This is a genomic window from Stenotrophomonas sp. Pemsol (assembly GCF_003586545.1).
Classification (GTDB): domain Bacteria; phylum Pseudomonadota; class Gammaproteobacteria; order Xanthomonadales; family Xanthomonadaceae; genus Stenotrophomonas; species Stenotrophomonas sepilia.
On record NZ_CP025780.1, the window covers coordinates 1,991,658 to 2,016,857 of the forward strand.

At 67.0% G+C, this 25,200-nt stretch carries 22 protein-coding genes and 1 pseudogene; 6 read left to right on the forward strand and 17 right to left on the reverse strand.

Annotation, left to right across the window (positions count from 1 at the left end):
• Nucleotides 1–71 precede the first annotated feature (71 nt).
• From PEM_RS09310 to PEM_RS09320, 3 genes are read right to left on the reverse strand one after another with little or no spacing between them, the layout of a single operon-like run.
• A complete protein-coding gene (locus tag PEM_RS09310; RefSeq protein WP_111129358.1) occupies nt 72–3,149 on the reverse strand; it encodes a CusA/CzcA family heavy metal efflux RND transporter in 3,078 nt (1,025 codons plus the stop codon).
• Nucleotides 3,146–4,318, reverse strand: a complete 1,173-nt coding sequence (locus PEM_RS09315) for an efflux RND transporter periplasmic adaptor subunit (protein WP_111129360.1) — start codon at nt 4,316–4,318, stop codon at nt 3,146–3,148. Before PEM_RS09315 ends, PEM_RS09310 begins: the two co-directional genes overlap by 4 nt.
• Nucleotides 4,315–5,562 carry a TolC family protein gene (locus tag PEM_RS09320; protein WP_111129362.1) on the reverse strand — a complete coding sequence of 416 codons (1,248 nt, stop codon included), beginning with the start codon at nt 5,560–5,562 and terminating at the stop codon, nt 4,315–4,317. Before PEM_RS09320 ends, PEM_RS09315 begins: the two co-directional genes overlap by 4 nt.
• A gap of 62 nt (nt 5,563–5,624) precedes the next feature.
• On the opposite strand from PEM_RS09320, the gene PEM_RS09325 reads away from it, so the two are divergent.
• Nucleotides 5,625–6,299, forward strand: coding sequence for a winged helix-turn-helix domain-containing protein (locus PEM_RS09325; RefSeq protein ID WP_111129364.1), 675 nt, complete (start codon nt 5,625–5,627; stop codon nt 6,297–6,299).
• Nucleotides 6,292–7,665, forward strand: coding sequence for a sensor histidine kinase (locus tag PEM_RS09330; RefSeq protein WP_111129366.1), 1,374 nt, complete (start codon nt 6,292–6,294; stop codon nt 7,663–7,665). Before PEM_RS09325 ends, PEM_RS09330 begins: the two co-directional genes overlap by 8 nt.
• 143 nt (nt 7,666–7,808) lie before the next feature.
• Here PEM_RS09330 and PEM_RS09335 read toward each other — a convergent pair whose 3' ends face one another.
• A complete protein-coding gene (locus PEM_RS09335; RefSeq protein ID WP_111129368.1) occupies nt 7,809–10,160 on the reverse strand; it encodes a GH92 family glycosyl hydrolase in 2,352 nt (783 codons plus the stop codon).
• A 460-nt stretch (nt 10,161–10,620) separates the two neighbouring features.
• Here PEM_RS09335 and PEM_RS09340 point away from each other — a divergent pair, with 460 nt between their 5' ends.
• On the forward strand, nt 10,621–10,866 hold the full coding sequence (locus tag PEM_RS09340; protein WP_111129370.1) for a hypothetical protein: 246 nt from the start codon (nt 10,621–10,623) through the stop codon (nt 10,864–10,866).
• Between the two features lie 59 nt (nt 10,867–10,925).
• On the opposite strand, the gene PEM_RS09345 is transcribed toward PEM_RS09340, so the two are convergent.
• A complete protein-coding gene (locus tag PEM_RS09345) occupies nt 10,926–11,249 on the reverse strand; it encodes a thioredoxin family protein (protein ID WP_111129372.1) in 324 nt (107 codons plus the stop codon).
• Between the two features lie 5 nt (nt 11,250–11,254).
• Nucleotides 11,255–11,671: a host attachment family protein gene (locus PEM_RS09350; protein WP_005416741.1), complete on the reverse strand. Its 417-nt coding sequence runs from the start codon at nt 11,669–11,671 to the stop codon at nt 11,255–11,257.
• A 566-nt stretch (nt 11,672–12,237) separates the two neighbouring features.
• Here PEM_RS09350 and proP point away from each other — a divergent pair.
• On the forward strand, nt 12,238–13,725 hold the full coding sequence (gene proP / locus PEM_RS09355) for a glycine betaine/L-proline transporter ProP (protein WP_111129374.1): 1,488 nt from the start codon (nt 12,238–12,240) through the stop codon (nt 13,723–13,725).
• A gap of 84 nt (nt 13,726–13,809) precedes the next feature.
• On the opposite strand, the gene PEM_RS09360 is transcribed toward proP, so the two are convergent.
• The 5 genes from PEM_RS09360 to PEM_RS09380 form a co-directional block, all read right to left on the reverse strand.
• Nucleotides 13,810–14,427: a hypothetical protein gene (locus PEM_RS09360; protein ID WP_069138412.1), complete on the reverse strand. Its 618-nt coding sequence runs from the start codon at nt 14,425–14,427 to the stop codon at nt 13,810–13,812.
• A gap of 63 nt (nt 14,428–14,490) precedes the next feature.
• Complete coding sequence (locus PEM_RS09365; RefSeq protein WP_111129376.1) at nt 14,491–15,117, reverse strand: AAA family ATPase; 627 nt, start codon at nt 15,115–15,117, stop codon at nt 14,491–14,493.
• A 3-nt stretch (nt 15,118–15,120) separates the two neighbouring features.
• Complete coding sequence (locus PEM_RS09370; RefSeq protein ID WP_065177688.1) at nt 15,121–15,462, reverse strand: type II toxin-antitoxin system prevent-host-death family antitoxin; 342 nt, start codon at nt 15,460–15,462, stop codon at nt 15,121–15,123.
• Between the two features lie 70 nt (nt 15,463–15,532).
• Nucleotides 15,533–17,119, reverse strand: coding sequence for a PAS domain-containing protein (locus PEM_RS09375; protein WP_095377501.1), 1,587 nt, complete (start codon nt 17,117–17,119; stop codon nt 15,533–15,535).
• 9 nt (nt 17,120–17,128) lie between these two features.
• On the reverse strand, nt 17,129–17,533 hold the full coding sequence (locus PEM_RS09380; RefSeq protein WP_005416747.1) for a response regulator: 405 nt from the start codon (nt 17,531–17,533) through the stop codon (nt 17,129–17,131).
• 123 nt (nt 17,534–17,656) lie between these two features.
• Between PEM_RS09380 and PEM_RS09385 the strand changes: the two are divergent.
• Nucleotides 17,657–17,810: pseudogene (locus PEM_RS09385) on the forward strand (OsmC family peroxiredoxin); the annotation flags it as partial.
• A 63-nt stretch (nt 17,811–17,873) separates the two neighbouring features.
• Here PEM_RS09385 and PEM_RS09390 read toward each other — a convergent pair.
• From PEM_RS09390 to PEM_RS09415, 6 genes are all read right to left on the reverse strand, one after another.
• The gene (locus PEM_RS09390; RefSeq protein ID WP_005416760.1) at nt 17,874–18,203 is read right to left on the reverse strand and encodes a hypothetical protein; all 330 of its coding nucleotides are present in this window, start codon (nt 18,201–18,203) and stop codon (nt 17,874–17,876) included.
• Between the two features lie 97 nt (nt 18,204–18,300).
• Nucleotides 18,301–20,046 (reverse strand): putative porin, encoded by a 1,746-nt coding sequence (locus PEM_RS09395; RefSeq protein WP_070489819.1) that lies wholly within the window; start codon nt 20,044–20,046, stop codon nt 18,301–18,303.
• Between the two features lie 42 nt (nt 20,047–20,088).
• Nucleotides 20,089–20,754, reverse strand: coding sequence for a cell envelope integrity protein TolA (locus PEM_RS09400; protein WP_111129378.1), 666 nt, complete (start codon nt 20,752–20,754; stop codon nt 20,089–20,091).
• 39 nt (nt 20,755–20,793) lie between these two features.
• Nucleotides 20,794–21,207 carry a biopolymer transporter ExbD gene (locus PEM_RS09405; protein WP_111129379.1) on the reverse strand — a complete coding sequence of 138 codons (414 nt, stop codon included), beginning with the start codon at nt 21,205–21,207 and terminating at the stop codon, nt 20,794–20,796.
• 10 nt (nt 21,208–21,217) lie between these two features.
• Nucleotides 21,218–23,002, reverse strand: coding sequence for a MotA/TolQ/ExbB proton channel family protein (locus tag PEM_RS09410; RefSeq protein ID WP_111174739.1), 1,785 nt, complete (start codon nt 23,000–23,002; stop codon nt 21,218–21,220).
• A gap of 38 nt (nt 23,003–23,040) precedes the next feature.
• On the reverse strand, nt 23,041–24,657 hold the full coding sequence (locus tag PEM_RS09415; protein WP_111128588.1) for a ShlB/FhaC/HecB family hemolysin secretion/activation protein: 1,617 nt from the start codon (nt 24,655–24,657) through the stop codon (nt 23,041–23,043).
• A 201-nt stretch (nt 24,658–24,858) separates the two neighbouring features.
• Between PEM_RS09415 and PEM_RS09420 the strand changes: the two genes are divergently transcribed.
• Complete coding sequence (locus tag PEM_RS09420) at nt 24,859–25,194, forward strand: hypothetical protein (RefSeq protein ID WP_005416765.1); 336 nt, start codon at nt 24,859–24,861, stop codon at nt 25,192–25,194.
• The last annotated feature ends 6 nt before the right edge of the window (nt 25,195–25,200 follow it).

The window sequence follows — 25,200 nt, forward strand, 5'->3', positions numbered from 1 at the left end:
GAGCCCATGCTCGGCTGCTCTTCGCGCGAAGGCCAGAAGCAGCCGAGCGTGGGCTCGGCTCTACAGGTAGGTCAGGCGATGCGCGCTTCGCGGCGGCGGTGCACCCAGTAATACAGCGTCGGCAGCACCAGCAGGGTCAACAGCATCGCCGACAGCAGGCCGCCGATCACCACCACCGCCAGCGGCTTCTGGGTCTCAGCACCGATCGCATGCGAGGTGGCCATCGGCAGCAGGCCGAACATCGCCAGTAGTGCGGTCATCAGCACCGTGCGCAGGCGCTGCAGCGAACCCTGTACCACCGCCTGCAGCAGGTCCATGCCCTGCTCGCGCAGCTGGGCGAAGCGACTGAGCATCACCACCCCGTTCAGCACTGCTTGCCCGAACAACGCGATGAAACCGATCGCCGCCGACACTGACAGCGCGATGCCAGTGAGCCATAGGGCGAGGATGCCGCCGATCATCGCCAGTGGCACGTTGGCCAGGATCAGCGCAGCGCTGCTGATGTCCTTGAAGGCATCGAACAGCAGCACGAAGATGATCAGCACCGACAGCGGAATCACCCAGCCCAGCCGCTTCATCGCACGCTGCTGGTTCTCGAACTCGCCAGACCACTCGAGCCGGTAGCCGTCCGGCAGCTGCACGCTGGCGTCCACGCGCTTGCGCATGTCGGCCACCACGCTGCCCATGTCGCGGCCGGCGATGAAGATGCTCACCGCCTTCACCCGCCGTGCGTTCTCACGCGAGATGTTGATCGCGCCACTGGCCATGCGGAAATCGGCGACGTCGGACAGCGTCACCGTGTGGCCATCGCCAATGCCCACCGGGACCGTGCGCAACCGTTGCAGGTCACGGTCGGCGTCGTCCAGGCGCAGCGTGATCGGGAACCTGCGGTCACCTTCCCACAGTTCACCAACCTGGCGCCCGCCCAGTGCGGTCTCGATCACCTCGTCGATGTCGCGCACATTCAGTCCATAGCGTGCCGCACGATCGCGGTCGATCTCGATCTGCAGCTGCGGCAATGAGCCGTCACGATCAATGAAGGCACTCTCTACGCCCTCCACGCCACGCACCTGCCCCAGGATCGCCTGCGCGTGCTGGTTGAGCACGTCCAGATCCGAGCCACTCACCTTGATCACCACCTGGCCCTTGATCTGCGAGATGCTCTCCAGGATGTTGTCGCGCACCGGCTGCGAGATCGAGAACTCCGGCCCGGGAATCCGCTGCTCCAAGGTGCGCTGCAGATCGCTCACCAGCTGGCGCTTGTCCACGCCCTTCGGCCATTCCTTCTCAGGCTTCAACGCCACCAGCGCCTCGATCTGGTTGGCGCCCTTGGCATCGGATCCGTCTTCCGGGCGCCCCAACTTGGCCACCACGGTCGATACCTGCGGGAAAGTGCCGACCAGCTCACGGATGCGCCGCGACTGCTGCTGCGCCTCGGCCAGGCTGGTGCTCGGGTCGAGCGTGGCGGTCAACCAGATCGAGCCTTCGTCCAGCTCGGGCAGGAACTCCGAACCCAACCGGGTGCCCAATGCCAGCGTGCCGACCAGCAGCGCAACTGCGGTCAGTACCACCGCACGCGGGCGGGCCAATGCACGCTCCAGGATCGGCTTGTACCCGCCGGTCAGGCGGTCCATCAGCGGATTGCCATCGCGCATGCGGTCGCGGCGCAGCCACCAGTAGCAGAACAGTGGCACCACGGTCAGTGCGAGGATCAACGCACCGATCAACGCCGAGGTCACCGAGTACGCCATCGGCGCGAACATTCGGCCCTCCTGGCGCTGCAGGGTGAAGATCGGGATGTGTGCGGCGATGATGATCAGCATCGAGAAGAACGTTGGGCGCCCCACTTCGGAGGCTGCCGAGAGTACGGTAGAGAAGCGCGTCTTCCTGTCAGCGTTCGGCGGCAGCTTCGACAGCCGCGACACGATGTGTTCGGTCACGATCACCGCGCCATCGATGATGATGCCGAAGTCCATCGCACCCAGCGACAACAGGTTGGCCGGTACGCCCCACAGATGCAGGCCAAGGAAGGTCGACAGCAGGGCCAGCGGCATCATCGCCGCCACGATCAGCGCGGCGCGGGCGTTGTACAGGAACAACCACAGCACCAGGAACACCAGCACCGCGCCTTCAAGCAGGTTGCGGAACACGGTCTTCAACGTGGTCGACACCAGCCACGAGCGGTCGTAGAACGGCTCGATGCTGACCCCGGCCGGTAGCTGGTTCGCTTCGATCTCGGCGATGCGCGCGTGCAGGGCGTCGAGCACGTCGGACGGGTTCTCGCCCTTGCGCATCAGCACCATGCCGAACACCGCATCGTCATTGTCATCCTGGCCGACCAGGCCCTGCCGGGGCAGGCCGGTATCGGCGATACCGGCAAGGTCGCGTACCAGGATTGGCGTGCCACCGCGCTGCGCCACCACCACGTTGCCAATGTCGGCCGGCGAACGCATCAGGCCCACACCACGGATCAGGAACTGCTGCTGGCCGCGTTCCACATAGCCGCCGCCCGCGTTCGAACTCCCCTTCTCCAGCGCCTCGGCGAACTCACCCAGGCTGATGCCGCGGTCACGCAGCTTGTCCAAATCCGGCTTGACCTGGAAGGTGCGCGCAAAGCCACCGAAGCTGATCACATCGGCCACTCCAGGAACGGTGCGCAGGCTACGCTCCATCGTCCATTCCTGCACGGTGCGCAGCTGGGTCGGGGTCAGGTGCGGGCCTTTCAGCACATAGCGGTAGATCTCGCCCACCGCCGAGCTCATCGCCTCCAGCTCCGGGGTCACCCCTTCCGGCAGCTCCACGCCCTGCAGGCGCTCCAGCACCTGCTGGCGTGCGAAGTAGTCATCGGCCTTGTCGTCGAAGGTCAGGATGATCATCGACAGGCCGAACTGCGTATGCGAGAACACCCGCACCGAATGCGGAATGCCAGACAGCGCCACTTCCAGCGGCATCGTCACCTCGCGCTCGACCTCTTCGGCGGCACGGCCCGGGTGCAGCGACACCACCGTCACCTGGGTGTCGGACACATCCGGGAAGGCTTCCACCGGCAGCACGCGGAACGCGGCGATGCCAGCGCCGATGAACAGCAGCAGCGCCAGCATCACCATCAGCGGCTGGCGCAGGCAATAGGCAATCAGGCGATCGATCATGGCGCGGCATGCCCCGTGCCGGCGCTGGCGGCGGCTGGCGCGCTGTCGACCAGTTGCTGCAGCAGCAGGCCACCCTCGACGACCACTCTGCTGCCCGGCGCCAGGCCTTCACGCACCCACAGGCGGCCGTCACCCAGCTCCTCGGCGTGCACCGCGTGGCGCGCGAAGCGGCCCTTGCCTTCCTCCACGAACACCACCTGCTTTCCGTCGATCAGCAACACCGCGGCGTCGGGCAGCGAGACACCGCCCTCGGACGGCAACGCCACCTGGGCGCGTACGTACTGCCCGGCCTTGAAGCCACGTGCGCGGTTGTCCAGCTCGGCACGCGCCTGCACCACGCGGCGCTCACTGTCGATGAAGTCATCCACGTGCTGCAGGGTCGCCTGCAGCGGCTGTCCATCGGCGCCGGGCACGCTCACCTGCATGCCGGCCTTCAACCGCCCTGCCAGGCTTTCAGGAACATCCAGCAGCAGCCACAGGCGGTCCGGATCGCCGATCACTGCCAATGGCTTCTCGCTGTCGGGACTGACCGACATGCCCGGGTTCATCCGCCGCTCCACCAGCACGCCATCAATGGGCGCGCGCAGCGGCAAGCGCTGGTCCACGCGCTGGCCATTGCCGTAGGCCCTGGCGAAGGCAGTCGCACGTGCATGATCAGCCTGGCTGCCAGCGAGGTTCGCTTCGGCTTCATCCAGTTCACGGCCCGACGCCACTCCCGCGGCGTGCAGCTCGCGGGTGCGCTCCAGCTCCTTGCGTGCCTGCTGCAGTTCGGCACGGCCACGCGCGCCCTCTGCCTGGGCCTGGCCGAACTCCGGCGAGGTGATCCAGGCGATGACCTGCCCTGCCTTCACTCTCTGCCCCGGCTGCGCCTCGATGCGCGCCACCTGACCCGGCAACGGCGTGCGCAGTGCACTGGAGCGTGTCTCGTCCCAGGCCACCCGGCCCGGCAGCTGCAGGCTGGCGCTGGCGCCAGCGGTCACCGCCTCGCTGCGCAGCACGTCCAGCTGGCGGCTGCCGGCTGGAAACTGGATCTGGCCGGCACTGACCTGCGGCGCGTCCTCGGTATACGACGCCGGTTCGCGGCCGCAGCCGCCCAGCAGGGCCAGCGCCAGCAGGGCCGGCAGCACGGCATGTCGCGCACGCAGGCGACGGGCGACGGTGGACTTCATCGGGACTCTCCTTCAACAACGGATGTGGCCGCTTCCCAGCGCGCCAGGGCAATGGCATGGTCGGCACGCGCTTCGATCAACGCGGCCTCGAATTCGCGCCAACTGCGGCGCGCATCCAGCAGATCGGTCAGGCTGGCGGCACCACGGCGGTAGGCCAGTTCGATGCCCTGTACCGCCTTGCGCGCGGCGTCGGACTGCAGTCCTTCGTAGTCGCTGCGGCGCTGCGCGGCGGATTGCGCGCCGGCCTGCAGCTGGTCCAGCTCGGCGCGCGCTTCGCGCTGCAGCACCTGCAGTTCCAGCGCCGCACTATCACGGTCGGCCTCGGCACGCTGCATCGCGCCGCGTGCACGCGATGGGCCACCGAGTGGAATGGTCAACGACACGCCCCAGGTCACACCGCTGATGTCGGTCGGCTCGCGTTCGGCTTCCACACCCAGCTGGACATCGCGGTGGCGCTCGCTGCGCGCCAGTGCTACACCGGCATCGGCCGCGGCCAGGCGCGAACGCGCTGCGCGCAGATCGGCACGCTGCTGCGGATCGAACGCGCGCGTTGCGGCAACGCCTGCGAGGTCCGGCCAGGGATCATCGGCGCTGAGGTCACCGCTGTCGTCACGCCCGAGCAGAAGGCCCAGCGCATGCCGCGCATCGCGCAGATCCAGGGCCGCCTCGCGCGCCGCGTCGGCCACCGCCAGGTCGTCCACCGCCAGACGCGCGCGATCCACCGGCGCCATCGCCCCGGTGGCAACCTGCTTGTCGGCTGCCGCCATCTGTTCGGCCGAACTCTGGCGGTTGGCCTCGGCAATCTGCACCCGCTCCTGCGCGCGCTTCAGGCCGAAGTAGGCCTCATGCAGCGCCACCTGCTGGCGACGCCGCGCATCGAGCATCTCCAGCCCGGCCACCTCCAGCAGCGCATCGGCCTGGCGGATACGCAACGCGCGCTTGCCACCGCGTTCCCAGGTCCAGCCCAGGCCCACGGTGCTGTCCATCCGCTTGTCCTGCCAGCGGCCCGGGCCGACGCCGTGCCTGGGGCTGAGCTTGCTGGTGCCGATCGACAGCTCGGTCGCTGGACGCAGCGCCGCCGTCTGCGCGTCGCCCTGCACGCCACGCAGCGCCAGTGCCGCCACACGCAGGTCCGGGTTGTGTGCTTCCATGGCGCGCTGCGCCTCCTGCAGGGAAAGTGCGGACGCCGCAGGTGCGCACAGGAGGGCGGCCAACACAGCCGCAAGGCAAGGGAAGAAGTTCATGCGCGTCACGGTAAGGTGACGCACTTGCGCCAAACTTGCCCCAACCTTGCACGAAGCTTGCAATGCGAATCCTGCTGATCGAAGACGACGCCGCCCTGGCCGATGGACTGATCCGCGCCCTGCACGGCGCCGGCCATCTGTGCGACCACCTTTCGCGCGGGCTGCATGCACCCGCTGCACTGGCCAGCGCGCCATATGACGTGATGGTGCTCGACCTTTCATTGCCCGACGTCGATGGCCTCGACCTGCTCTCGCGCCTGCGCAACGACGGTTTGATCCTGCCGGTGCTGATCCTGACGGCGCGCGACGGCGTGGAGGACCGCATCCTCGGCCTCGACCGGGGTGGCGATGACTATCTCGCCAAACCGTTCGCACTGGGCGAGCTGGAAGCGCGCCTGCGTGCGCTGTCGCGCCGCCGCAGTGACGCACCGGCGCAGAAGCGGTTGGGCCGCCTGTGCTTCGACAGCATCCGCAATGAGGCGCAGGTGGACGGCCAGCGCATCGAACTGACCGCCCGCGAGCTGTCGCTGGTCGAAGCACTGATGCAGCATCCCGGCCGCACCGTCACCAAGCAGCGGCTGTTCGACGCTTTGTACAGCTGGGACCACGACGCCAACCTGTCGGTGATCGAAGTGCATGTCAGTCGCCTGCGCCGCAAGCTGGAACAGGCGCGTGCCGGCGTCGGCATCCGCATGCTGCGTGGCCTGGGTTATCGCCTGGAGGCCAGCGGTGACTGAGCGCGTGCACAGCCTGCGGAGCCTGCTGCTGCGCCGCCTGTGGCTGCCGCTGCTGGTGCTGCTGATGTGTAGCGCGGTGGGTTCCTTCGCGCTGGCGCGCTTCTACGCCGGTCAGGTCTATGACCGCTGGCTGCTGGACTCGGCGATGTCCCTGTCCGAGCTGGTGACGGTGCAGGAGGGTCATGCCTCGATCGAGATCACGCCCGCGGTGTCACGTATGTTCAGCTGGGACACCGCCGACGAAGTGCATGGCGAAGTGGTCGATGCTGCGGGTGGACGCTTGTATGGCGACTTGGCCGAAGCGCTGCCGGGCCCGGCCACCGCCGCATCAAGCGACGACGCGGTTTATTACGATGCGCGCCTGCGCGGGCAGCCGGTGCGCATGGTCGAAGTCCTCGTCAGTGCCGGACCGGGCCACGATATCCGGCTGCGCGTAGCCGAGACGCTGCGCAAGCGCCACCGGCTGGAGCGCAAGCTGCTGCTGACCAGCATCCCGTTCCAGGCTGCGATCCTCACGCTGGCCGCGTGGCTGGCCTGGTCCGGGACCGGCGCGGCCGCACGCCATGCCAACCAGGTGGCGCGGCGCTTGGCCAGCCCCCGCCCGGACCCACTGGCGCCCCTGGAACCCGCGCAGGAGGCGCCACGCGAGCTGTGGCCGGCGGTGGAGGCCTACAACGCACTGTTGCAACGACTGGACGCCATGCAGGCCGCGCAACGGCGCTTCGTCAGCAATGCCGCGCACCAGCTGCGCACGCCGCTGGCGGCAATGCAGGTGGAGCTGGAGAGCTCACTCCGCCACCAGGATCCGCAGGCCCAGCAGCTGGCGTTGTCCGGCACGCTGGCCGGGCTGGCACGGCTGCAGCACCTGGTCAACCAGCTGCTGATGCTCAGCCGCTCGGAAGATCCACAGGGCAGCGCACTGCCGCTGCAGCCTCTGGATCTGGCCGCGCTGGCGCGTGGCGTGGTCGAGCGCTATGCCGACCGCGCATTGGTGGCGGGCGTTGACCTGGGTTACGACGGACCCGACGACGGCGTGCAGGTACAGGGCGATCCGCAGTTGCTGCGCGAGGCGCTGGGCAACCTGCTGGACAACGCGCTGCGCTATGGCGCCACGCCCGGAGTCATCACCCTCGGCGTTCGGCAGGGAACCGACGGCGTGCAGGTATGGGTGGACGATGACGGCGCCGGCATCGCCGAAGCCGAACGCGCGCGCGTCACAGAACGCTTCTACCGGGCCAGCAGCGAGGGCGACGGCTGCGGGCTGGGGCTGGCGATTGTGGCCGAGATCGCGCAGCGACATGGCGCGACCTTGATGATTGATACCGCCCCGATCGGCGGTGCGCGGGTGGGGTTGCGGTTTCGTTGACCTTTGTCGAATTGCCCTTGTAGAGCCGAGCCCATGCTCGGCTGCTTTTGGCACGGTGCCTGAGCCGAGCATGGGCTCGGCTCTACAGGTATCAGGTCACCCGTGAAGCGTGCCGACCAAGGTCGGCACCTACCACGTGCGCATCACCGGCTCATCGAATACGGCGCCTGCGCGCCCTGCCCCGGCCAGTCCTTGTTCGGCTCGGCCTGCATGCTGAAGCGCAGTTCGCCACCGGCCAGGATCTCGTCGTGGCGCAGGAAGGTACGCTGCAGCGGCTTGCCGTTCAACGTCACGCTGCCCACATACGTGTGCGCGTCATCCAGCCCCTCGGCCACGATGGTGAACGTCTTGCCGTTCGGCAGACGCATCGCGGTCCTGGGCAGGAACGGACGGCCCAGGATGTACTCGCCCGAACCCGGTGCAACCGGGTAGAAGCCCAGCGCGGTGAACACATACCACGCCGACATCTGGCCGACGTCATCATTGCCGGCCAGGCCATCGGGACGGTCGGCATACTGGGTATCCATGATCTGCTTCAGCCGCGCCTGCGTGCGCCACGGCTGGCCGGCATACGAATACAGGTAGGCCACGTGGTGGCTCGGCTCGTTGCCGTGCGCATACCAGCCAATCAGGCCGGTGATGTCTTCCATGTGCTCGAAGATCGATGGATCCACCTTGGCGTTGAACACCTCGTCCAGGCGCGCGAGCAGCTTGTCGCTGCCCCCGTGCGCGGCGGCCAGGCCGGCGACGTCCTGCGGCACGTACCACGAGTACTGCCAGGCGTTGCCTTCGGTGTAGTCGGTGCCGTAGCCACTGGCGCTGGGGTCGAACGGCGTGCGGAAGTTGCCATCGCGCTTGCGCGCGCGCATGAAGCCGGTGTCCTTGTCGAAGGCATTACGCCAGTTGCCTGCGCGCTTGTCGAAGGTCGCCGCGATATCGGCCTTGCCCATGGCCTGCGCCATGCGTGCGATGGTCCAGTCGTCGAAGGCGTACTCCAGCGTCTTGCTGGCCGCTTCACCTTCCTCGTCGATCGGCACATAGCCCAGCTCGCGGTACTGCGCGATGCCATCATACGGGCCGTAGTTCGCGGTCTCGACCATCGCGTTCAAAGCCTTGTCCGCATCGAAGCCACGAATGCCCTTCACGTAGGCATCGGCGATCACCGGCACGGCGTGGTAGCCGATCATGCACCAGTCCTCCAGGCCGTGGAACGACCACACCGGCAGCATGCCGTAGGGGCTGTGCTCGTGGTGGGCCAGCATGGAGTTGATGAAGTCGCTGTTGCGCTTTCCCGGCTGCACCAAGGTCAGCAGAGGGTGCAGCGCGCGGTAGGTGTCCCACAGCGAGAACGTCGAATAGTGCGTGAAGCCATCGGCCTTGTGCACGGCATTGTCCGCGCCGCGGTACTGGCCATCGGCATCCATGAACAGCGTCGGCCCCAGCATCGTGTGGTACAGCGCGGTATAGGCACTGCGCCGCGCATGTTCCGGCGCGTCAATGTCCAACACGGACAGTGCCTGCGTCCACTCCTGCTTCGCCTGTGCACGCACGCGGTCGAAATCGAAGTCGGCCACTTCCGCGTCGAGGTTGGCGATGGCACCGGCTTCACTGACCGGCGAGATCGCCACCTTCACCACCAGCGGTGCATCGAGCTTGCCGAAAGCGAACGTACCAACCAGCTGACGACCCTCGATCTGGGCGCGCTGTGCCGGGTCCTTTTCGCCCGGCGGCGGAAAGCCCTTGTAGACGATGTCCTGCTCGGTGTTGTGCAGCTCATGCCCGGCCAGCGGGCGTGAGAAGCGCATCGCAAAGTACAGCTGGCGGCCCGGCGCCCAGCCTCGGGTTTCGCGGAAGCCGGTCACCGTGCCATCGGCGCGCACCCGCACCCGCGACCACAGCACCTTGCCCGGGTAGTCGTACATGCTGGTACGCATGTCCAGCAGCACCTTGGCGTCGGTGCCCCTGGGGAAGGCGTAGCGATGCACGCCCACGCGCGCACTGGTGGTCAGCTCGGCACGCACCTTGTAGTCATCGAGGGTGACTGCGTAGTAGCCCGGCTCGGCCTTCTCGTCAGCGTGGCGGAACCGTGAGGCGTAACCGCTGCGCGGCTTCTCCGGATCGCCGCGCTCCAGCCCGGGATTGCCGGTGAACGGCATCAGCAGGACGTCACCCAGGTCCGAATGACCGGTGCCGGAAAAATGCGTATGCGAGAAGCCGACGATGCTGCTGTCGTCATAGCGGTAGCCCGCCGCCCAGCCATAGGCCTTTTCACGCGGCTGGATACGCGTGTCCGGGCTGAGCTGGACCATGCCGAACGGCACCGTGGCCCCCGGGTAGGTATGGCCCTCGCCACCGGTGCCGATGAACGGGTCGACCGAGGCGTATGCCTTGTCGGCGGCGGTTCTGGCTGGGGCCGCACTGGCCAGGCCGGAAGCAAACATCGCCGTGGCGGCGACAGCGATCAGGAGACCACGGTCCAGTATGGGCATCGGCATTTGGATCGATTCAGGTAGTGGTCCGATCCTAGCACCAGCCCTGCCCTGTCGCATGCTGCAGTGCGGCCGCCGGAACCGGCACGATGATTTGCACGTAATTGCATGGCCGGACGACAAATCGCCTCATAGCCTTCCGCTTTCCCCCTTCCAGATCGGTGCCAATACGGCAATGGATGTCCACACATGCACTTCTGAAAGACCGCGCCTTCGGCGCGGGACAAAGCGAGACGAACCATCAATTGGTGCGCAGCGCCTCGATCTGCCCAGGATGGCGCCGCAGCGGACATCCCGCTGCCGGGATTGGAACCCCCGAAAAGAAGGACAGAGATAGCTCGTCGTAACTGCGGCGGGCGCTGCGTGTGGCCGTCAGGCCCTCCGGTTTTCTCTGTTCCTTCCGGGAGTTCCAAGCACGCATCGCCCGCCCCCCTTGCGGTGGCCCTCGCACCCAAGGAGATTCCGCATGAAACACACGCGTCCGCTCAGCCCGGCCGTGGAATCGCTGTTCCAGCGCATCGAACATGCCCTCAACAGTGCCGAAGGCATGGCCATCCTCATCGGCGAGCAGTACGGCCCCGAGCCGAAGCCACCCGCACCGATGGGCTACAACGCCAAAGAGATCGCCAACGCGATGGTCATGCTGAGCCAGCATGGTCGGTCGTTGCTGCAGAAGCTGCGTGCGGAAGCGGAAAAGGTGACCTATCACTAGACCGCGATGCAGCCGAACCTGCTCGGCGCCGTGCGCACCGCACGCAGCGATTGCTGCCCTCAGCCCGGCAATGCGCCCTGCAAGGTGGCGAGGTCGGCGCTGTCGATCGGCCTCACCACCCGCGCCACTTCCTGGCCGTCATGCAGCAGTACCACGGTGGGCCATAGTTTTACCTTGAAAGCACGCCCCAGCGGCTTTCCCTTGCCATCCTCGATCTTCCAATGCATCAGATCGTGGACGTCCACAAACGCCTGGAGTGCGGGCTGCGCGGCCTGGCAGTGACCACACCAGGGTGCACCGAACTCGAGCAGCAGCCAGCCCGCCTGCGCGTCCACGTCCGCGCCAGCGGGCTCCGCCGCCGGGTAGTCACGCATGAACGGCATGCCGGTTAAGCCGCCAACGCTTTCTGGATATCCGCCAGCGGGGCGTTTGTCAGGTCCTTGGCAATGTCGCCCAGCAGGCGGGCCTGGACCTCCTTGTGCAGCAGCGGGCGGATACGGCCCAGCGTGGTGGGGTCTGCCACCAGCACCAGGTGTGCAAAGCGGTTGTTGAGCGCATCTTCGTTCAACTGCTCCGCCACCTGCTTGGCGAACGTCGCCTCGTTGAGCTGCGAAATGGACATGTCTTTCGGCACCGCACCGGCCGGCCCCTGCCCGGAGACACCCTGCTCGCTGATGTCCTGCAGGCGCAGTTCGCCTTCCTGCTTCAACGCCAGTTGATGTTCGTTGCCGACGTTGGTGAACACGCGGGCCGAGCCACCATCGGCGACGATGATCAGCGTACCTTCTGGAATGCGGGGGGTCATGCGGTGCTCCTTCTCGATTGCGTTCAGCGCTACCGTAGACAGCGTTGCGTGAGCGCTGCGGCCAGAGTTCGTTCAACGCATGTCATTGCACGCTGCGCGGATGAACAGGCGTGATGGAACACAGCGTGCAGATCAGCCCGCTTCGCTGCATGCTCACGCCGATGCCGTTATGATTAACGGATGATCGACACGACCCACTACGTGACGGGCGCGCCTGTTACGTGGAAAGCACTGCCGACCGGCGCTTCGCTTGCCACGATGGCTCCCGCCCTGCCCTTCCACCGCCTCGCGCTGGATCCTGGCGGATGACGCCCGCAGGCGCTCTGCCTGCATTCCCACGCTGACGTGATCGCTGGCCGCTGATTGCGCGACCGCAGTGATCCTGTTGCTGCGTTTCCGCCGTTGCGGCGGTGCGTTGCCGTGCGCGTGGCGTCGTGCCTGCACACATTCCCCGGCCCCCACGCCACTCACCGATGCCCCTGCGCCACCTGCGCCTGCATCGCCGTTTCCGATTTCCGGGACCTAGCCCACCGTCTATTCACCTCTTCCACTTACAAGGGAGCCCCATGCAGGACACCCCCGAGGCACACGCCCATTTCGGCTGGTTCAAACGCCGCCGCCACCTGAAGGTCGATGAGATCACCGTCGTCGACAAGCCCATGCTCAAGCGCGCCGTCGGCGCGGCCGCACTTGGCAATGCCATGGAGTGGTTCGACTTCGGTGTCTACGGCTATCTGGCGGTCACCATCGGCCAGGTGTTCTTCCCCTCCAGCAATCCCACCGCGCAGGTGATCGCCGCGTTCGCCACGTTCACCGTAGCGTTCCTGGTACGGCCGCTGGGCGGCCTGGTGTTCGGCCCGCTGGGTGATCGCTACGGCCGCCAGAAAGTGCTGGCGTTCACCATGGTCCTGATGGCGCTGGGCACCTTTTCGATCGGCCTGATTCCCGCCTACGAGCGCATCGGCATCTGGGCACCGGTGCTGTTGCTGCTCGCACGCGTGGTGCAGGGCTTTTCCACCGGCGGTGAATATGGCGGCGCGGCGACCTTCATCGCCGAATACTCCACCGACCGCAACCGCGGCCTGATGGGCAGCTGGCTGGAGTTCGGCACGCTGGGCGGCTATATCGCCGGCGCCGGTACCGTGACCGCGCTGCACATGGTGTTGAGCAGCGAACAGATGCTGGACTGGGGCTGGCGCATTCCGTTCCTGGTGGCCGGCCCGCTGGGCCTGCTCGGCCTGTACATGCGCATGAAGCTGGAGGAAACCCCGGCGTTCCGCGCCTTCGCCGAGGAAGCCGAAAAGCGCGAGCACGACCGGCCCGGGCTGGGCGCGCTGTTCCAGGTGCATGGCCGCCAGCTGCTGGTGTGCATGGGCCTGGTACTGGTGTTCAACGTGACCGACTACATGCTGCTGACCTACATGCCCAGCTACCTCAGCGTCACCATGGGCTATGCCGAGAGCAAGGGCCTGCTGCTGATCATCATCGTGATGCTGGTGATGATGCCGCTGAACATCGTCGGCGGAGTGTTCAGTGACAAGCTGGGCCGGCGCCCGATGATCATCGGTGCGTGCATCGCGCTGCTGGTGGTGGCCATTCCATGCCTGCTGCTGGTCGGTAGCGGCAACGACGGGCTGATCTTCCTGGGCCTGATGCTGCTGGGGCTGGCGCTGGTGTGCTTCACCAGCTCGATGCCGTCCACGCTGCCGGCGCTGTTCTACACCCCGGTGCGCTACAGCGCGCTGTCGATCGCCTTCAATGTGTCGGTGTCGCTGTTCGGTGGCACCACGCCGCTGGTGACCGCGTGGCTGGTGGAGCGTACCGGCGACCCGCTGGTGCCGGCCTATTACCTGATGGGCGCGGCGGTGATCGGCCTGGTGACCATGCTGTTCGTGAAGGAAACCGCCGGCCTGCCGCTGCGCGGTTCACCGCCGGCCGTCGGCAGCGACAAGGAAGCGGCCGCGCTGTTGAAGAGCGATGTGCCGGTGACGGTGGACCCGACCTTGCCGCCGCTGCCGGATGTTGCCGAGCCCGAGCAGGTGAAGCCTGCCTGAGGCCGGGTGCAGAATGCGATCCACGCATGGCGTGGATCGATGGGCCAAGTGGCGCCGGGTGGATACGCCCGGCGCTGCATGGCGCTACGTCTTGATGCGGGTCAGCTTCCCCGGCGTCCAACGCAGCGTCCAGGTGTAGTTTCCGTCCGGCGGACAGACGTGGCGGAAATCGCGGGGAATTTCGCAGACCGTTGCGCCTGCGGTAACGGTGAAGGCAACGATGATCCGGTTGCCTTCGATTCGGATCGACTGCACCGCGCCCGGAATCTGGATGCCGGCATCATCGCCATAGCCATACCTGCGGATGGCGGCATAGTCCTCTGCCTCCACCGGCGACAGGCTCTTCGGGTTCTCCTGGCCACGCGGATCGTTCGCTGTCAGCGCCGTCATCACCGCCACCACATTGCTCTGCGCGAAGCTGCCGCCGGTGTAGGTGGACGTGTAGAAATACACGACCTCGGCACGGCCATCGCCATCGAGATCGGCAACAGCGGTCCACACCGGACGGAACTCGGATTCGATGTCATCGCCGGGAATCAGCCGCAGATTGGCTTCGGCGGCCCGATACGCCTGTACCAGGCTGGGCGGCGCCACCACCCGCTTGGACGCGGCCGGCGCGGCCATCGCCGTCAGGCTGGACAGCGCCAGCGCAGCAAGCGCCAGGCAGGTCGAAGTGGAGCGGAACATCGCAGGTCCGTGCATGTCATCCTCCTTGGGTGTGCGGCCAGTCTAACCACAGCCAAAGCATCCCCGCATGGCGTGGATCTAGCGCGGGGTGTTCGATTCCATTGCACGCATCACGATGGGCTTGGCCCAGCCGGGCGTGTGCAGCAGGTCGGCTACGGCAATCGGGTACTGCAGTTCGCCTGCAGCCATGGCCAATACCGGCAGCGGCACCACGCAACCCTGCGCGTCGGCCGGTGCGCTGTTGTCGTAGACGTGCAACTCGGCCAGGTGCGGCAGCAGCTCCAGCAGGTTCGCGCGCGCGGAATCGAAACGCGCGCGGATCTTCTCGACTGGAATGTCATGGCCACCGGCGGCCACCCGCGCAGCAACACGGGCGATATGCAGCTCAACATCGGCCAGCCCACAGAACCAGATCGCCACCTGATGCCGTTCGCAGGCCTCACGCAGCAGGCGCGGAATGGTGTTGCCGCCGAGCGTCGTCTCGAAGGCGAAGTCGGTGCCATCGGCCATGGCCTGGCGCAGGCGGCGGGTGCCTTCCTGCCATGCCTCGGCGTTGGCCTCCGGCAGCGACCAGCCGGCGTCGACCAGGCGGCGGGTGAACGAGTCCGGGTTGAACCAGCTCAGCCCTTCGGCGTCCAGCCAGGTGCCCAGCAGCGAACTCTTGCCGGCGCCATTGACACCGGCCAGCGCCAGGATGCGTCCCATCGATCAGAGCGGGCGGCCGAGGGTGACCTTGCGGCCGCGCCGGATCGGCTGGCCCAGCACCTTGCCCAGCCCTTCACCGCGCTGCAGCCCGGCCAGGGTCTGGTCGAACTCGTTGCGCAGGCGCTGCAGTTCCTCGTTGCGCTCACCGGCATCGCCGCCAGCGGCCTTGGCCAGCAGTTCCTGGTAGGTGCGGATGTCCACGATCACCGCTTCCGGGTGATTGTGGTTGGTGATGACCAGCGCCTGCTTTTCGCGCACGGTGCGCATCAGGCTCGGCCAGCCGCGGGTCTTCACCGATGAGGCCGGGGCCTTTTCGAGGCCAGGCAGATCCAGCGGCAGGGTCATGGCACGGCTCCAGGCGGGGCGGATGGGAACCACTATACCCAATTTGGCCAAATTGGAGATAAATGCCCTTTTACCCAGGCAGCCCGGTGTCCGGGGCGTCGGTCTGCAGCAGGCTGTCGCGATCGCGCAGCGGGAAGCGGATCCAGGCATCCAGGCCTTGCGGGGTAAAGCGCAGCTCGCCGCTGCCGGCCAGTTCATAGGGCACCCGCTGCTCGATCAGGACCCGCCCCAGGCCACGCTGGCGTGGCATCTCCCACCCCTCCACCTCGGCATGGCGCTCGCACCAGTGCAGGCCCAGCCACGGCTGCCCGTCCTGCACCTGCAGGTGCCAGCAGACATCGACCCGCCCGTCCTCGTGGGCCAGCGCGCCGTGCCGGAGCGCATTGGCGGCCAGCTCATGGATGGCCAGCGACAGTACTTCGGCCGCCTTCGGTGGCAACAGCACATCCTCACCCTGCAGGTGACAGGCAGCGGCCGCCGGTGCCTGCGCCGCGATCTCCTCCTCGAGCATGCCGCGCAGGCAGACCCCTACATTGGCGCCGCGGGTCAACAGGCTCTGCGTGCGCGCCAGTGACATCAGCCGCGCGCACAGGCGCTCGGCATACTCGTCCACGCTGCCGACCGATACGCGGGTCCGCCAGGCAATGGCATGGATGGTCGACATGATGTTGCGCACCCGATGCTGCAGTTCGGCCAGCAGCACCGACTGGCGCTCGGTGGCACGCTTGAGATCGTCGATGTCCACGGCGATCGCGAACACGCCACTCACCCCGCCATCGGCATCACGCAACGGTGCGGCGGCGACGCGTGTCCAGCGCGCGCGCCCGTCGTCATGGATGAACTGGAACTCCAGGCCTGGGACCATCGTCTCCCCCCGCAGGGCGCGGGCGATGGCGAAATCGTGGGGTTCGATGCGCGAGCCATCGGGATGCGTACCCTGCCACCGGTAATGGTTGGGGCGATCCGTGGAGGGCACCTTGCCGGTGGGAAGATAGGTCCGCATCTGGTCGTTGGACAGCTGCAGGTTGCCGTCGGCGTCGACAATGCAGACACCCACCGGCAGCACCTTGAAGGCCAGCGCCAACCGGCGGTCGCTCTCACGGCGCTTCTGTTCCTCGCGTTCGCGGGCCGCCTGCGCGACGTGCGCAGCGGTCGTTTCGAACATGGTCACCAGCACGCCGTTGATGCACCCGTCCTCTCCGCGTATGGGGCTGTAGGTGATGGTGAACCAGACATCCTCCAAGCGCCCCCGCCGCGCCAGCGGATAGAGCTTGTCCTCATAGGTGATGGTCTCGCCCTGCCACACACGCTGGTAGATCGGGCCATTGATGTGCCAGACCTCGGGCCAGCACTCGCGCGTCGGCTGGCCCAGTCCGCCAGGATGCTTGTCAGCCAGGATCTCGGCATAGCCATCGTTGTAGAGCTGCACCAGCTGCTCGCCCCACAGCACAATCATCGGGAAGCCGTGCGCAAGCATCAGGTCGACGGTGGCGCGCAGGTGCGGCGGCCATTGCTCGATCGCACCCAATGGCGTGCCTGACCAGTCGTGCCGGGCAATGCGGGCGGCCATGCCGTCATGGCGCGCATGGGCCTGCAGTGACGGCGGCATGCCTGCCGGGCGCTCAACGGCCCGGAGGCCTTCGGTGCGGCGCGACATGCCGCGCAATCAGGCGATGCCCGCAGGGGCCTGCGGCGTCGCCACCAGTCCCGCCAGCTGCTGGACCAGGGCCTCGATGTGATAGGGCTTGGTGCAGCGGGGCGCATCCGCGAAGCGGCTGGGCAGGTTGTCATCGTAGCCAGAGGTCAGCATGAACGGCGTACCCGCTTCGGCCAGCCGGTCGGCCAGCGGGTACACCTGTTCACCGCCCAGGTTGATGTCCAGCAGGGCCACATCGATGGGGTTGTCATCCAGCAGCCGGCCGAGTGCCTGCAGGTCCCCGGCCGGCCCCACCACCTGCGCGCCCTTCAGCTCCAGGTAGTCCACCAGGAACATCGCGATGGCGAATTCATCTTCCGCCACCAGTACTCTCAACCCTTTCAGGCCTTCTGGTTTGTTGCCCGCTTCCAGCACGACCGGCGCTCCTCGATACACGCGGCCCACCTCCGCCGCAACAGCCGTAGGATGCGCGAACCGGGCTACAAGGGCGCGTGATGATCGATGAAGATCGCAGCCGCGGCGCATTCACTCCGGCATGGCAGCTTCCATGCCGAGCTGCGCTCGGAACGTGACGAGGATGGCCGTTTCCACGTGCACCGCGTGCTGCATGCCAGCGCTGGAAGTGGCGGAGAAGACCCTGGTGATGCGCGAAGGTGCACGCATCACCAGTGAGCGCGGGGGTGCTGCGTAACCCCATCCACGCATGGCGTGGATCTACTGTAGAGCCAAGCCCATGCCCGGCTCTGCAAAAGGTTCAGCGCCGTGAATGCAGTACGGTGCGCTGGCGCATCGCGTTGAATTCCTGCTCCACCTGCTGGATATCCTCGGCCTGGAACCCGGCCGCGTCCAGCAGCTGGTCGGCGGCGGCGGCGGCCAGCGGATCATCGTCACGCTGGCGCCAGCAGCGCGCTGGCAGGAAGTAACCCACTTCGCTGCGCCCGCGCATGATCACCACCGGCCGGCCTGCATACAGCAGGAACTCCGCCAGGTGCTGGCGCAGCCCCTCCACCGAGACATAGGCCGGGCCGATGCCCAGCGATCGGCTGGACGGTTCGGAACTTTCGAACAGCTTGCGACGGCTCATCCACTCCTCCTTATGTGCAGCGCGTGGTCTCCTTTCCCTAGACGGGCGCATCGCTGCGCCCCCGCCACGCACTACGTGATCCACATCACGCCGTCACTCAGAACCCGGTATTGAACTCCAGCTGGAACACATCGATCGACAGTGGAGCACCGGACACTTCCTTGGCCGCCATCCACTTGCCGCTGATCCAGCTGCGCGCGTCCAGCGCGTAGGCGCCGCCCACGTAGTAGCCGCGGGCGTTGGTGCCCCCGAGGTGGAAGTTCGGGTCGTTGTAGGCGTCCGGCAGCGCATCGGCCTCGATGCGCTTGTAGCCCAGCAGCGCCTGCCACTGGCCCTTCTCCTTCAGGTCGGTGGCACCGAAGGTGGCCTGCACCATCCAGGCGGTGTCGCCGCTGCGGAAGGTGTCGATGCTGGCGGTACCACCGGCGCCGTAGTTGTTGACGATGCCGTTGTTGGCGCGGCTGAACATCGCCTGCTTGTCGTAGGCCAGGTTGCGGATGTAGTCGCCGTCCAGGCGCAGGCCGATGCCCTGGGCCAGCTGCGTATCCCAGCGCAGGTTCAGCGTGGCCAGGCGGAATGCCGAGGCCAGGCCGACGTATTGCGGGGTGGGCGTGTTGGCTGGATCCAGCGGGTTGCGTGCGATGTCGCGGATCAGCATCAGGGTGTTGCCCTTCTGCATGAACGCCGGGCGCGACCAGTCGGTGTCGCAGCCCACCGCGCCCGCATACAGCGCGCACGGCGAGGACAGGCGGCCGCTGATGTTCTTGAAGTCGTAGTAACCCAGCGCCGCGCGCAGCGCGTTGTCATCGTTGAAACGCCAGTTCACGCCGACCTGTGCACCGGACAGCCACTTGTTCTCGTTCGGGGTCTTGACCCGACTCTGGCTGGGCGCGCTGTCGGAGGTGTACTCCAGCGGTACCACCGCCAGATTGCCGAACAGGCCAAGGTCACCGCCGTCGAAGTCGTACTGCAGGTTGGCGGCCAGGCCATCGAAGTTCAGGTCGTTGGAGAACAGCGTATCGCTGGTCCAGAACGGATTGCCGAAGCGGCCGCCGCGCACCGTCACCCAGTCGGCCGGGCTATAGGCCAGCCAGGCCTGGTCCAGCCACACGTCCTTCTTGCTCAGGCCACCACCCAGCTGCTCGGTGGTTGACACCGGGCCATTGCTGCTGCCGCTGGCCAGGCGCACGCCAGCCGTGGTGTGCTGGCCGATGGTCGCCTCGATGCCGAGGCGGGCGCGGATGCGCCACAGGTTGCGGCGGTCCTGGCGGGTGTTCAGCAGCGGTGGCAGCTGCAGGTTGGTGTTGGTATTGGTGTCGAAGCCGTTGCCGGAATTGATCGACGACCAGTTGCTGACGATGTCGCTGTTGCGTTCGGAGAAGAAGCGCGACTCGCTGCGCACGCGCATGTCACCGGTGACCTTGATGCGCTTGGTCCACTCAGCCACTTCGTTCGGCGCCGCCCAGCCCTCGGACCTGGCCTGCGTCATCACCTCCTGGCGCACTTCGTCACGAATGCCGTCGCGCACGCTCTGCGGCACGTACGGCACGCGCACGTCACCGGCCTCCAGGGCCACGCCACCACTGGCGGCCGGTGTCCCGGCGGCCGCGGTGCGCTGCAACGCCGCTGCTTCGGCCTGCGCCTGCACCAGCAATGCCTGGCCGTCTTCGGGTTTCAGTGCACCGCTGGCGATCAGCCCCTTGATCAGCTTGACCATGGTGGTTTCGGCGGCCATCGCGCCGGCCGGGGCGGCCAGGCTGAGCAGCACGGCACAGCACAGCAGCGCCCGTCGGGCCGGCCGCGGGTGGCGGGAGTCGGTTCGTGCACGGACGTGGTCGTTCATCACGGTTCTCATCGGAAGAAGGGAAATCACGGAGGTCGGGAATCAGGCCCCGGGCCGGCGGCCCTGGATCAGGACGCGGGCGGGGAAATCAAGCGACGGCGGCGGTGCCTGGTCGACCTTGCCGATGCGACGCAGTGCATCGAGCACGGCCGCGTCGGCCTCCTCGTTGCCACTGCCACGCACCAGCTCGACCTTTTCCAGGCGACCATCGCTGGCCAGCCACACATTCACCTGCAACTGGAACGCCAGGCGCTTGACCTTGTCGTCGCGCGAGATCGCCTGCTGCATCAGGTAGCCGAGGTAGCGCCCATAGGTGGCGTTGCCGGCACCGCCACGACCGACACCGGACGAACCGCCACCACTGCCGGACTGGATGCCGAAGTTGTCGCCACCGGCCTGCGCGTCGGCATTCATCGTCACCGGATCGCTGTTGTCCGGGGTCGGCGTCGGCTCTTCGGCCGGCGTCGGCTGATCCAGCGGCTCCGGTTCGGGCATCGTCTCTTCCGGCGGCGTTTCCGGTTCCGGCGGTTTTTCCGGTGGCGGCGGGGGTGGCGGAGACGGTGGCGGCAACGCCAGCATCGGCGGCTGCACCACCGGCCGGCGGGTGCTTGCGGTGTCCTTGAACAACAGCCACCACAGCGCGACGCCAAGCACCAGCAACGCGACCAGCACCAGCGCGACGGTCACCAGCAACGGGCGACCACGCATGCCGGGCTCCGGCCGAGGGGGTTGATGGGCGGTCATGCCTCAGCCCTGCGCCTTGCCGGTGACCAGGCCCACCTGGGCCAGCTCCAAGCGCCGCAGCAGGTCCAGCACCTCGACCACCCGGGCATACTGCACCTGTGCGTCTCCGCGCACGATCACCGGGAAATCCGGCGTGGTCGCGCGCTCGGTACGCAACCGGTCTTCCAGCTCGGCCATCGTCACCGGGTAGGCATCCAGGAACACCTGGCCGCTGGGGTCGATGGTGATCGCCTTGGTCTTCGGCTTCTCCAGCGCCACGCTGTTGCTGGCCTTCGGCAGGTCGACCTCGATACCGGGGATGGAGGCGTTGCTGGTCAGGATGAAGATCACCAGCACCACCAGCAGCACGTCGACGAAGGGCGTCACGTTGATGCCCTTCTCGCGCTTCTTGATGCCGAACTTCGCCTTCTGGCCCATGGCGCGCTCCTCAGCCCTGGACCGCGGCCGGGCCGCGCCCGTCCTGCTCTTCGGCCAGGCGCGCGGCGAACTCGTCGATGAACACCGCCATGTCCGCACCGATCGCTTCGGCACGCGCGCCCAGGTAGTTGTAGCCGAACAGTGCAGGGATCGCGACGCCGAGGCCAGCCGCCGTACACAGCAACGCTGCGGCCATGCCGGGTGCCACCGAGTTGATGTCCACCGCGCCGGCCATCGCCGCAACCACGAACACCAGCATGATGCCGATCACGGTGCCGAACAGGCCCACATACGGGGCCCCCTCGATGGTGGTCGACAGCCAGTTCATGCGCCGTGCCATCGCTTCCTGCTCGCGCACCATCACCGCATCCATCGACGCGCGGATCGCCGCGATGGTGGCACCACTGAGGTAACCGCTGTTGCCATCGCGCTGGTGGCGCTGCTGCATTTCATCGATGGCCACCTGGTAGATGCGCCACAACGAGCCATCGTGCATCGCGGCCGGCGCCTTGCCTTGGCGGTCCATGTCGGACAGGGTGCGCAGCGGCACGCCGGACAGCTTGCCGAAGCTCTCGGTGAACACCGCATTGGCCTTGCTGGTACGGCCGAAGTGGCGCCCCTTGGCGATCATGATCGCCCACGACAGCAGCATCATCAGGCCGAGGATCGCCACCACCACCCAGGCGTCGAACGGCATTGCCTTGAGGATGAAGGCGAAGTGGCTCTGACCGGCGGACTGCTCGTCCGCGCCGTAGCTGATCAGCCGCGAGTCGGCGCCCTGTGCGGTGGCATCGGCCAGCAGCAGTGCCGCCGGTCGTGCCACGCGCGAGATACGCAGCTCATCCAGTGCACCCTCGAAATTGGCCAGCGGCTGCACCGCGCCAGGAGCATCGGCGCCCACCACCGGGGCGGTGCCCAGCGCCGGTAGCTCGCCGCTCAGCTGGGCAACGACGCGCCCGTTGAGGTACAGCTGCAACGCGCCCTTCTCTGCCGTCAGTGCAACGTGTGCCCACTGTCCTTCCGGAACCGGCTGCGCGGGCGTGCTGCGCTGGCCATTGAGCTGCACGAACGGCACGCGGTTCTCGATGCCCAGCACCAGCTCGGATGCGCCGTCGCGACGCGCATAGATCGCCTGCGCCGCAGTGTTGCCGCCCGGCTTGATCCAGGCTGAAACGGTGAGCGGCGCGCCCGCTTCCTGAGCCAGCGATGCGCTGGCCGGCAGCGGCAGCGGACCGGCGCCCAGCTGCACGCCACGGCCGATCACCGAGCCTTCCGACGGCGGCACCACCGCACCGGCATTGTTGCCATAGGCGGTGGTGTCGCGTGCCGGCGCATTGGCCTCGGCAAAGTGGTAGACCAGCGTGTAGTCCGGATCGAACACCTGCTGGCCGTTGCCGCTGGCCGGTGCCTTCTCATTGCCGTAGTACATCCAGATCGTCTGCGGCGCGGCGGTACTGACCGCCGGCACGTCGACCCAGACCAGGGCCAGGCCCATCCTGGGATCGAACTGTTCGATCTGGTGGGCCAGCACGGTACGGCCATCACCCGAAACGAAGCGCAGGTCGTTGCCAGCATCCTGGGTTCCGTCGAAGCCGAAGTTGCCGGTATGCAGGCGCAGCAGCAGCGGCGTGCGGCCCGGGTCACCGGCCAGGCCCGCGCCCTGCGGGCCGGCGTCGATGGTGATCGGCTTGCGGTACTTCCATTCGGCCTGCCACCAATTGGCATCGGCCGCAGCCACCGGCAGCGCAACCAGCGCGGCCAGCAGCAACAACACTCGGGAAAGCAAACGGTCCATGCGAAGGGTCTCCGGAGAACGCATGTTCAAGGGAAGGGTCAGTAACTGGTGCTGATGTTGAAATGCAGGCGCGGGTCGTCCTTGCGCGTGACCGGGCCATCGGCATACGGCCAGGCGTAGTCCAGGCGCAGTTGCAGGTGTTGACCCAGGCGCAGCTGCGCGCCCAGGCCGACCGAGGCCAGGTTGTACTTGTCGCGCTGTTCGGGCAGCGGCTGGCGCAGGCGCAGGTAGGCCGCGTCGGCAAAGCTGTAGACACGCAGGTCGGTGCCGCGCCACGGTGACCACGCAGGCGTGCGCCATTCCAGGCTGGCCAGGCCGCCGTAGTCGCCGATCGCCTCGGCCGAGAGATACCCACGCACGGTGTACATGCCGCCGGCGGCGAACTGCTCTGCCGACACCAGCGGCGCGTCGGTCACCTGCAGCGATCCACGCGCATACCACTGCCAGTCGTTGCCGAAAGTGTGGGTGTTGGCGACATCGGCCTTGAACGCCACGAAGCTCGGATCGGCCCAGTAGCGCTTCTGCCCGAACGCGGTGGCGTCACTGCCGTAGCCGAACAAGCGACGCGTACCGGCCACCAGCTGGGTGTTGATGCTCAACTGATCCTGCTCGCCCTGGCGTACACCGACAAACGCCAGAGTGATCGGCGCGTACCTCAGCGGCGTCTTCAGGCTCTCCTTGCCCATCTGCGTGTCTTCCTCGGTGTCCTTGAAATCCACGCCGAGGCTGAGCTGGCGCCACCACTGGCTGCTGCCCGGCAGGCGATAGTTGAGCTTGAGGCCGATCGAATGGCCGTTGCCGATCACATTGGTACCGGTGCCGGTACCGACCTGCCCACCTGCATTCAACACGCGGCTGTCGGATCTGTAGCCGGAGGCTTCCAGGCTCCACGGCGTACCTTCGAACGGCATCGTGTACGAGGCCGAGAACACCTTGGCCTGCTTCGTGTCTTCCGGCGCCAGATACACGCCGAGGTTGGCGCTGTGCCCACGCTTCCACAGGTTGTCGTAGGCCAGCGATGCACTCAGGCGCAGCTTCTCGGTGTCGGCGCTATGGTCGTTGTTGAGTGACGCACTGGCACGCCACGGCGACTTCTCCTCGACCTGCAGGTCCACATCCATCGTGCCCGGCACCTGGCCTTCGCGCACCAGTGGCATCACCTGGCGACGTCCGCCTTCGTTCAGTGCGGTCAGTTCGTTCTGGGCCTGGTCAAAGTCCGGAACCTTGCCTTCCGCCAGTGCCGGCACGCGTTCACGAATGCGTTCGGGCGATTCGTGGCGGGTGCCGACCACGCGCAGCTGGCCGATCGGCGTCTGCTGCACCTTCAGCAGCACCACGCCCCCACTGACCTGCTGCTCGGGTAGCTCGACGTAGACCGACTGGTAGCCGGCCTGCTGATAGAGCGCGTGGACCGCATCGCGCGCCTTCTCGACATCGGCCAGAGTCTTGCCCGGGCCGAGGAACGGTTCCACCGCACGTTCAATCTGCCGCGGATCGAGCACCGTGTTGCCGCGCACGATGTATTCGTTGATGTTCACGCTGGGCGCGGGTGCTGCCTCCTGCGCGAACAGCGGCAGCGGCATCGCGGCCAGGGCCAGCACCAGCGGATGCAGGCGCAGCGGAAGGCGAACGGCTCGGCACGGAACAGGATTCATCGAAGGCATCGCGTCGTATCGAAGGGAGGGGCCAGGGAGCGGCGCGTGGATCTACCAACAGGACGTGTACATCGCGTCAAAGCCGCCAACAGTTTTGTGACAGCACTGTCATCTTTTGAAAGCGCCGCAACGCACGCAGGCGGACCCTGCCTTGGCCACCCGTCTTTATTGCAGGACATCGATTGCTGCGGGAGATTCGAGATGTGTGAATCGTTGATGCCGGACCTGCGCGCCGCCCTCGCCCTCGCCCTGCTGCTGGCGCTGCCATCGGGTCGCGCCGACGAGTCGAAGAAGCAGGAAGAAGCTGCGCCCTGCATCGAAGTACTGGTCAACGGCGAGCGGATTCCGGCCTGGGACTGTCTGCAACGCAAGCTGGCGCCTGCGACAAGGCCGGCGAAGTCGGCGGCGCTCCCCGAAGCCGAACGCCTGATGCAGCAGCCCGGCAACCAGCTGATGCAGTACAACCTGGAAGGCACGCGGCAGCGCATGGGCGATGCGTTCGGTCGCTCGGTGGTGCCGCAGCGACCTGCGCGCTGAGTCTGC

Coding starts and splice junctions, on each gene's coding strand:
- PEM_RS09310 (WP_111129358.1), bottom strand. CDS start 3,149: ATGATCGATCGCCTGATTGCCTATTGCCTGCGCCAGCCGCTGATGGTG.
- PEM_RS09315 (WP_111129360.1), bottom strand. CDS start 4,318: ATGAAGTCCACCGTCGCCCGTCGCCTGCGTGCGCGACATGCCGTGCTG.
- PEM_RS09320 (WP_111129362.1), bottom strand. CDS start 5,562: ATGAACTTCTTCCCTTGCCTTGCGGCTGTGTTGGCCGCCCTCCTGTGC.
- PEM_RS09325 (WP_111129364.1), top strand. CDS start 5,625: ATGCGAATCCTGCTGATCGAAGACGACGCCGCCCTGGCCGATGGACTG.
- PEM_RS09335 (WP_111129368.1), bottom strand. CDS start 10,160: ATGCCGATGCCCATACTGGACCGTGGTCTCCTGATCGCTGTCGCCGCC.
- PEM_RS09340 (WP_111129370.1), top strand. CDS start 10,621: ATGAAACACACGCGTCCGCTCAGCCCGGCCGTGGAATCGCTGTTCCAG.
- PEM_RS09345 (WP_111129372.1), bottom strand. CDS start 11,249: ATGCCGTTCATGCGTGACTACCCGGCGGCGGAGCCCGCTGGCGCGGAC.
- PEM_RS09350 (WP_005416741.1), bottom strand. CDS start 11,671: ATGACCCCCCGCATTCCAGAAGGTACGCTGATCATCGTCGCCGATGGT.
- proP (WP_111129374.1), top strand. CDS start 12,238: ATGCAGGACACCCCCGAGGCACACGCCCATTTCGGCTGGTTCAAACGC.
- PEM_RS09360 (WP_069138412.1), bottom strand. CDS start 14,427: ATGCACGGACCTGCGATGTTCCGCTCCACTTCGACCTGCCTGGCGCTT.
- PEM_RS09365 (WP_111129376.1), bottom strand. CDS start 15,117: ATGGGACGCATCCTGGCGCTGGCCGGTGTCAATGGCGCCGGCAAGAGT.
- PEM_RS09370 (WP_065177688.1), bottom strand. CDS start 15,462: ATGACCCTGCCGCTGGATCTGCCTGGCCTCGAAAAGGCCCCGGCCTCA.
- PEM_RS09375 (WP_095377501.1), bottom strand. CDS start 17,119: ATGTCGCGCCGCACCGAAGGCCTCCGGGCCGTTGAGCGCCCGGCAGGC.
- PEM_RS09390 (WP_005416760.1), bottom strand. CDS start 18,203: ATGAGCCGTCGCAAGCTGTTCGAAAGTTCCGAACCGTCCAGCCGATCG.
- PEM_RS09395 (WP_070489819.1), bottom strand. CDS start 20,046: ATGAACGACCACGTCCGTGCACGAACCGACTCCCGCCACCCGCGGCCG.
- PEM_RS09400 (WP_111129378.1), bottom strand. CDS start 20,754: ATGCGTGGTCGCCCGTTGCTGGTGACCGTCGCGCTGGTGCTGGTCGCG.
- PEM_RS09405 (WP_111129379.1), bottom strand. CDS start 21,207: ATGGGCCAGAAGGCGAAGTTCGGCATCAAGAAGCGCGAGAAGGGCATC.
- PEM_RS09410 (WP_111174739.1), bottom strand. CDS start 23,002: ATGGACCGTTTGCTTTCCCGAGTGTTGTTGCTGCTGGCCGCGCTGGTT.
- PEM_RS09415 (WP_111128588.1), bottom strand. CDS start 24,657: ATGAATCCTGTTCCGTGCCGAGCCGTTCGCCTTCCGCTGCGCCTGCAT.
- PEM_RS09420 (WP_005416765.1), top strand. CDS start 24,859: ATGTGTGAATCGTTGATGCCGGACCTGCGCGCCGCCCTCGCCCTCGCC.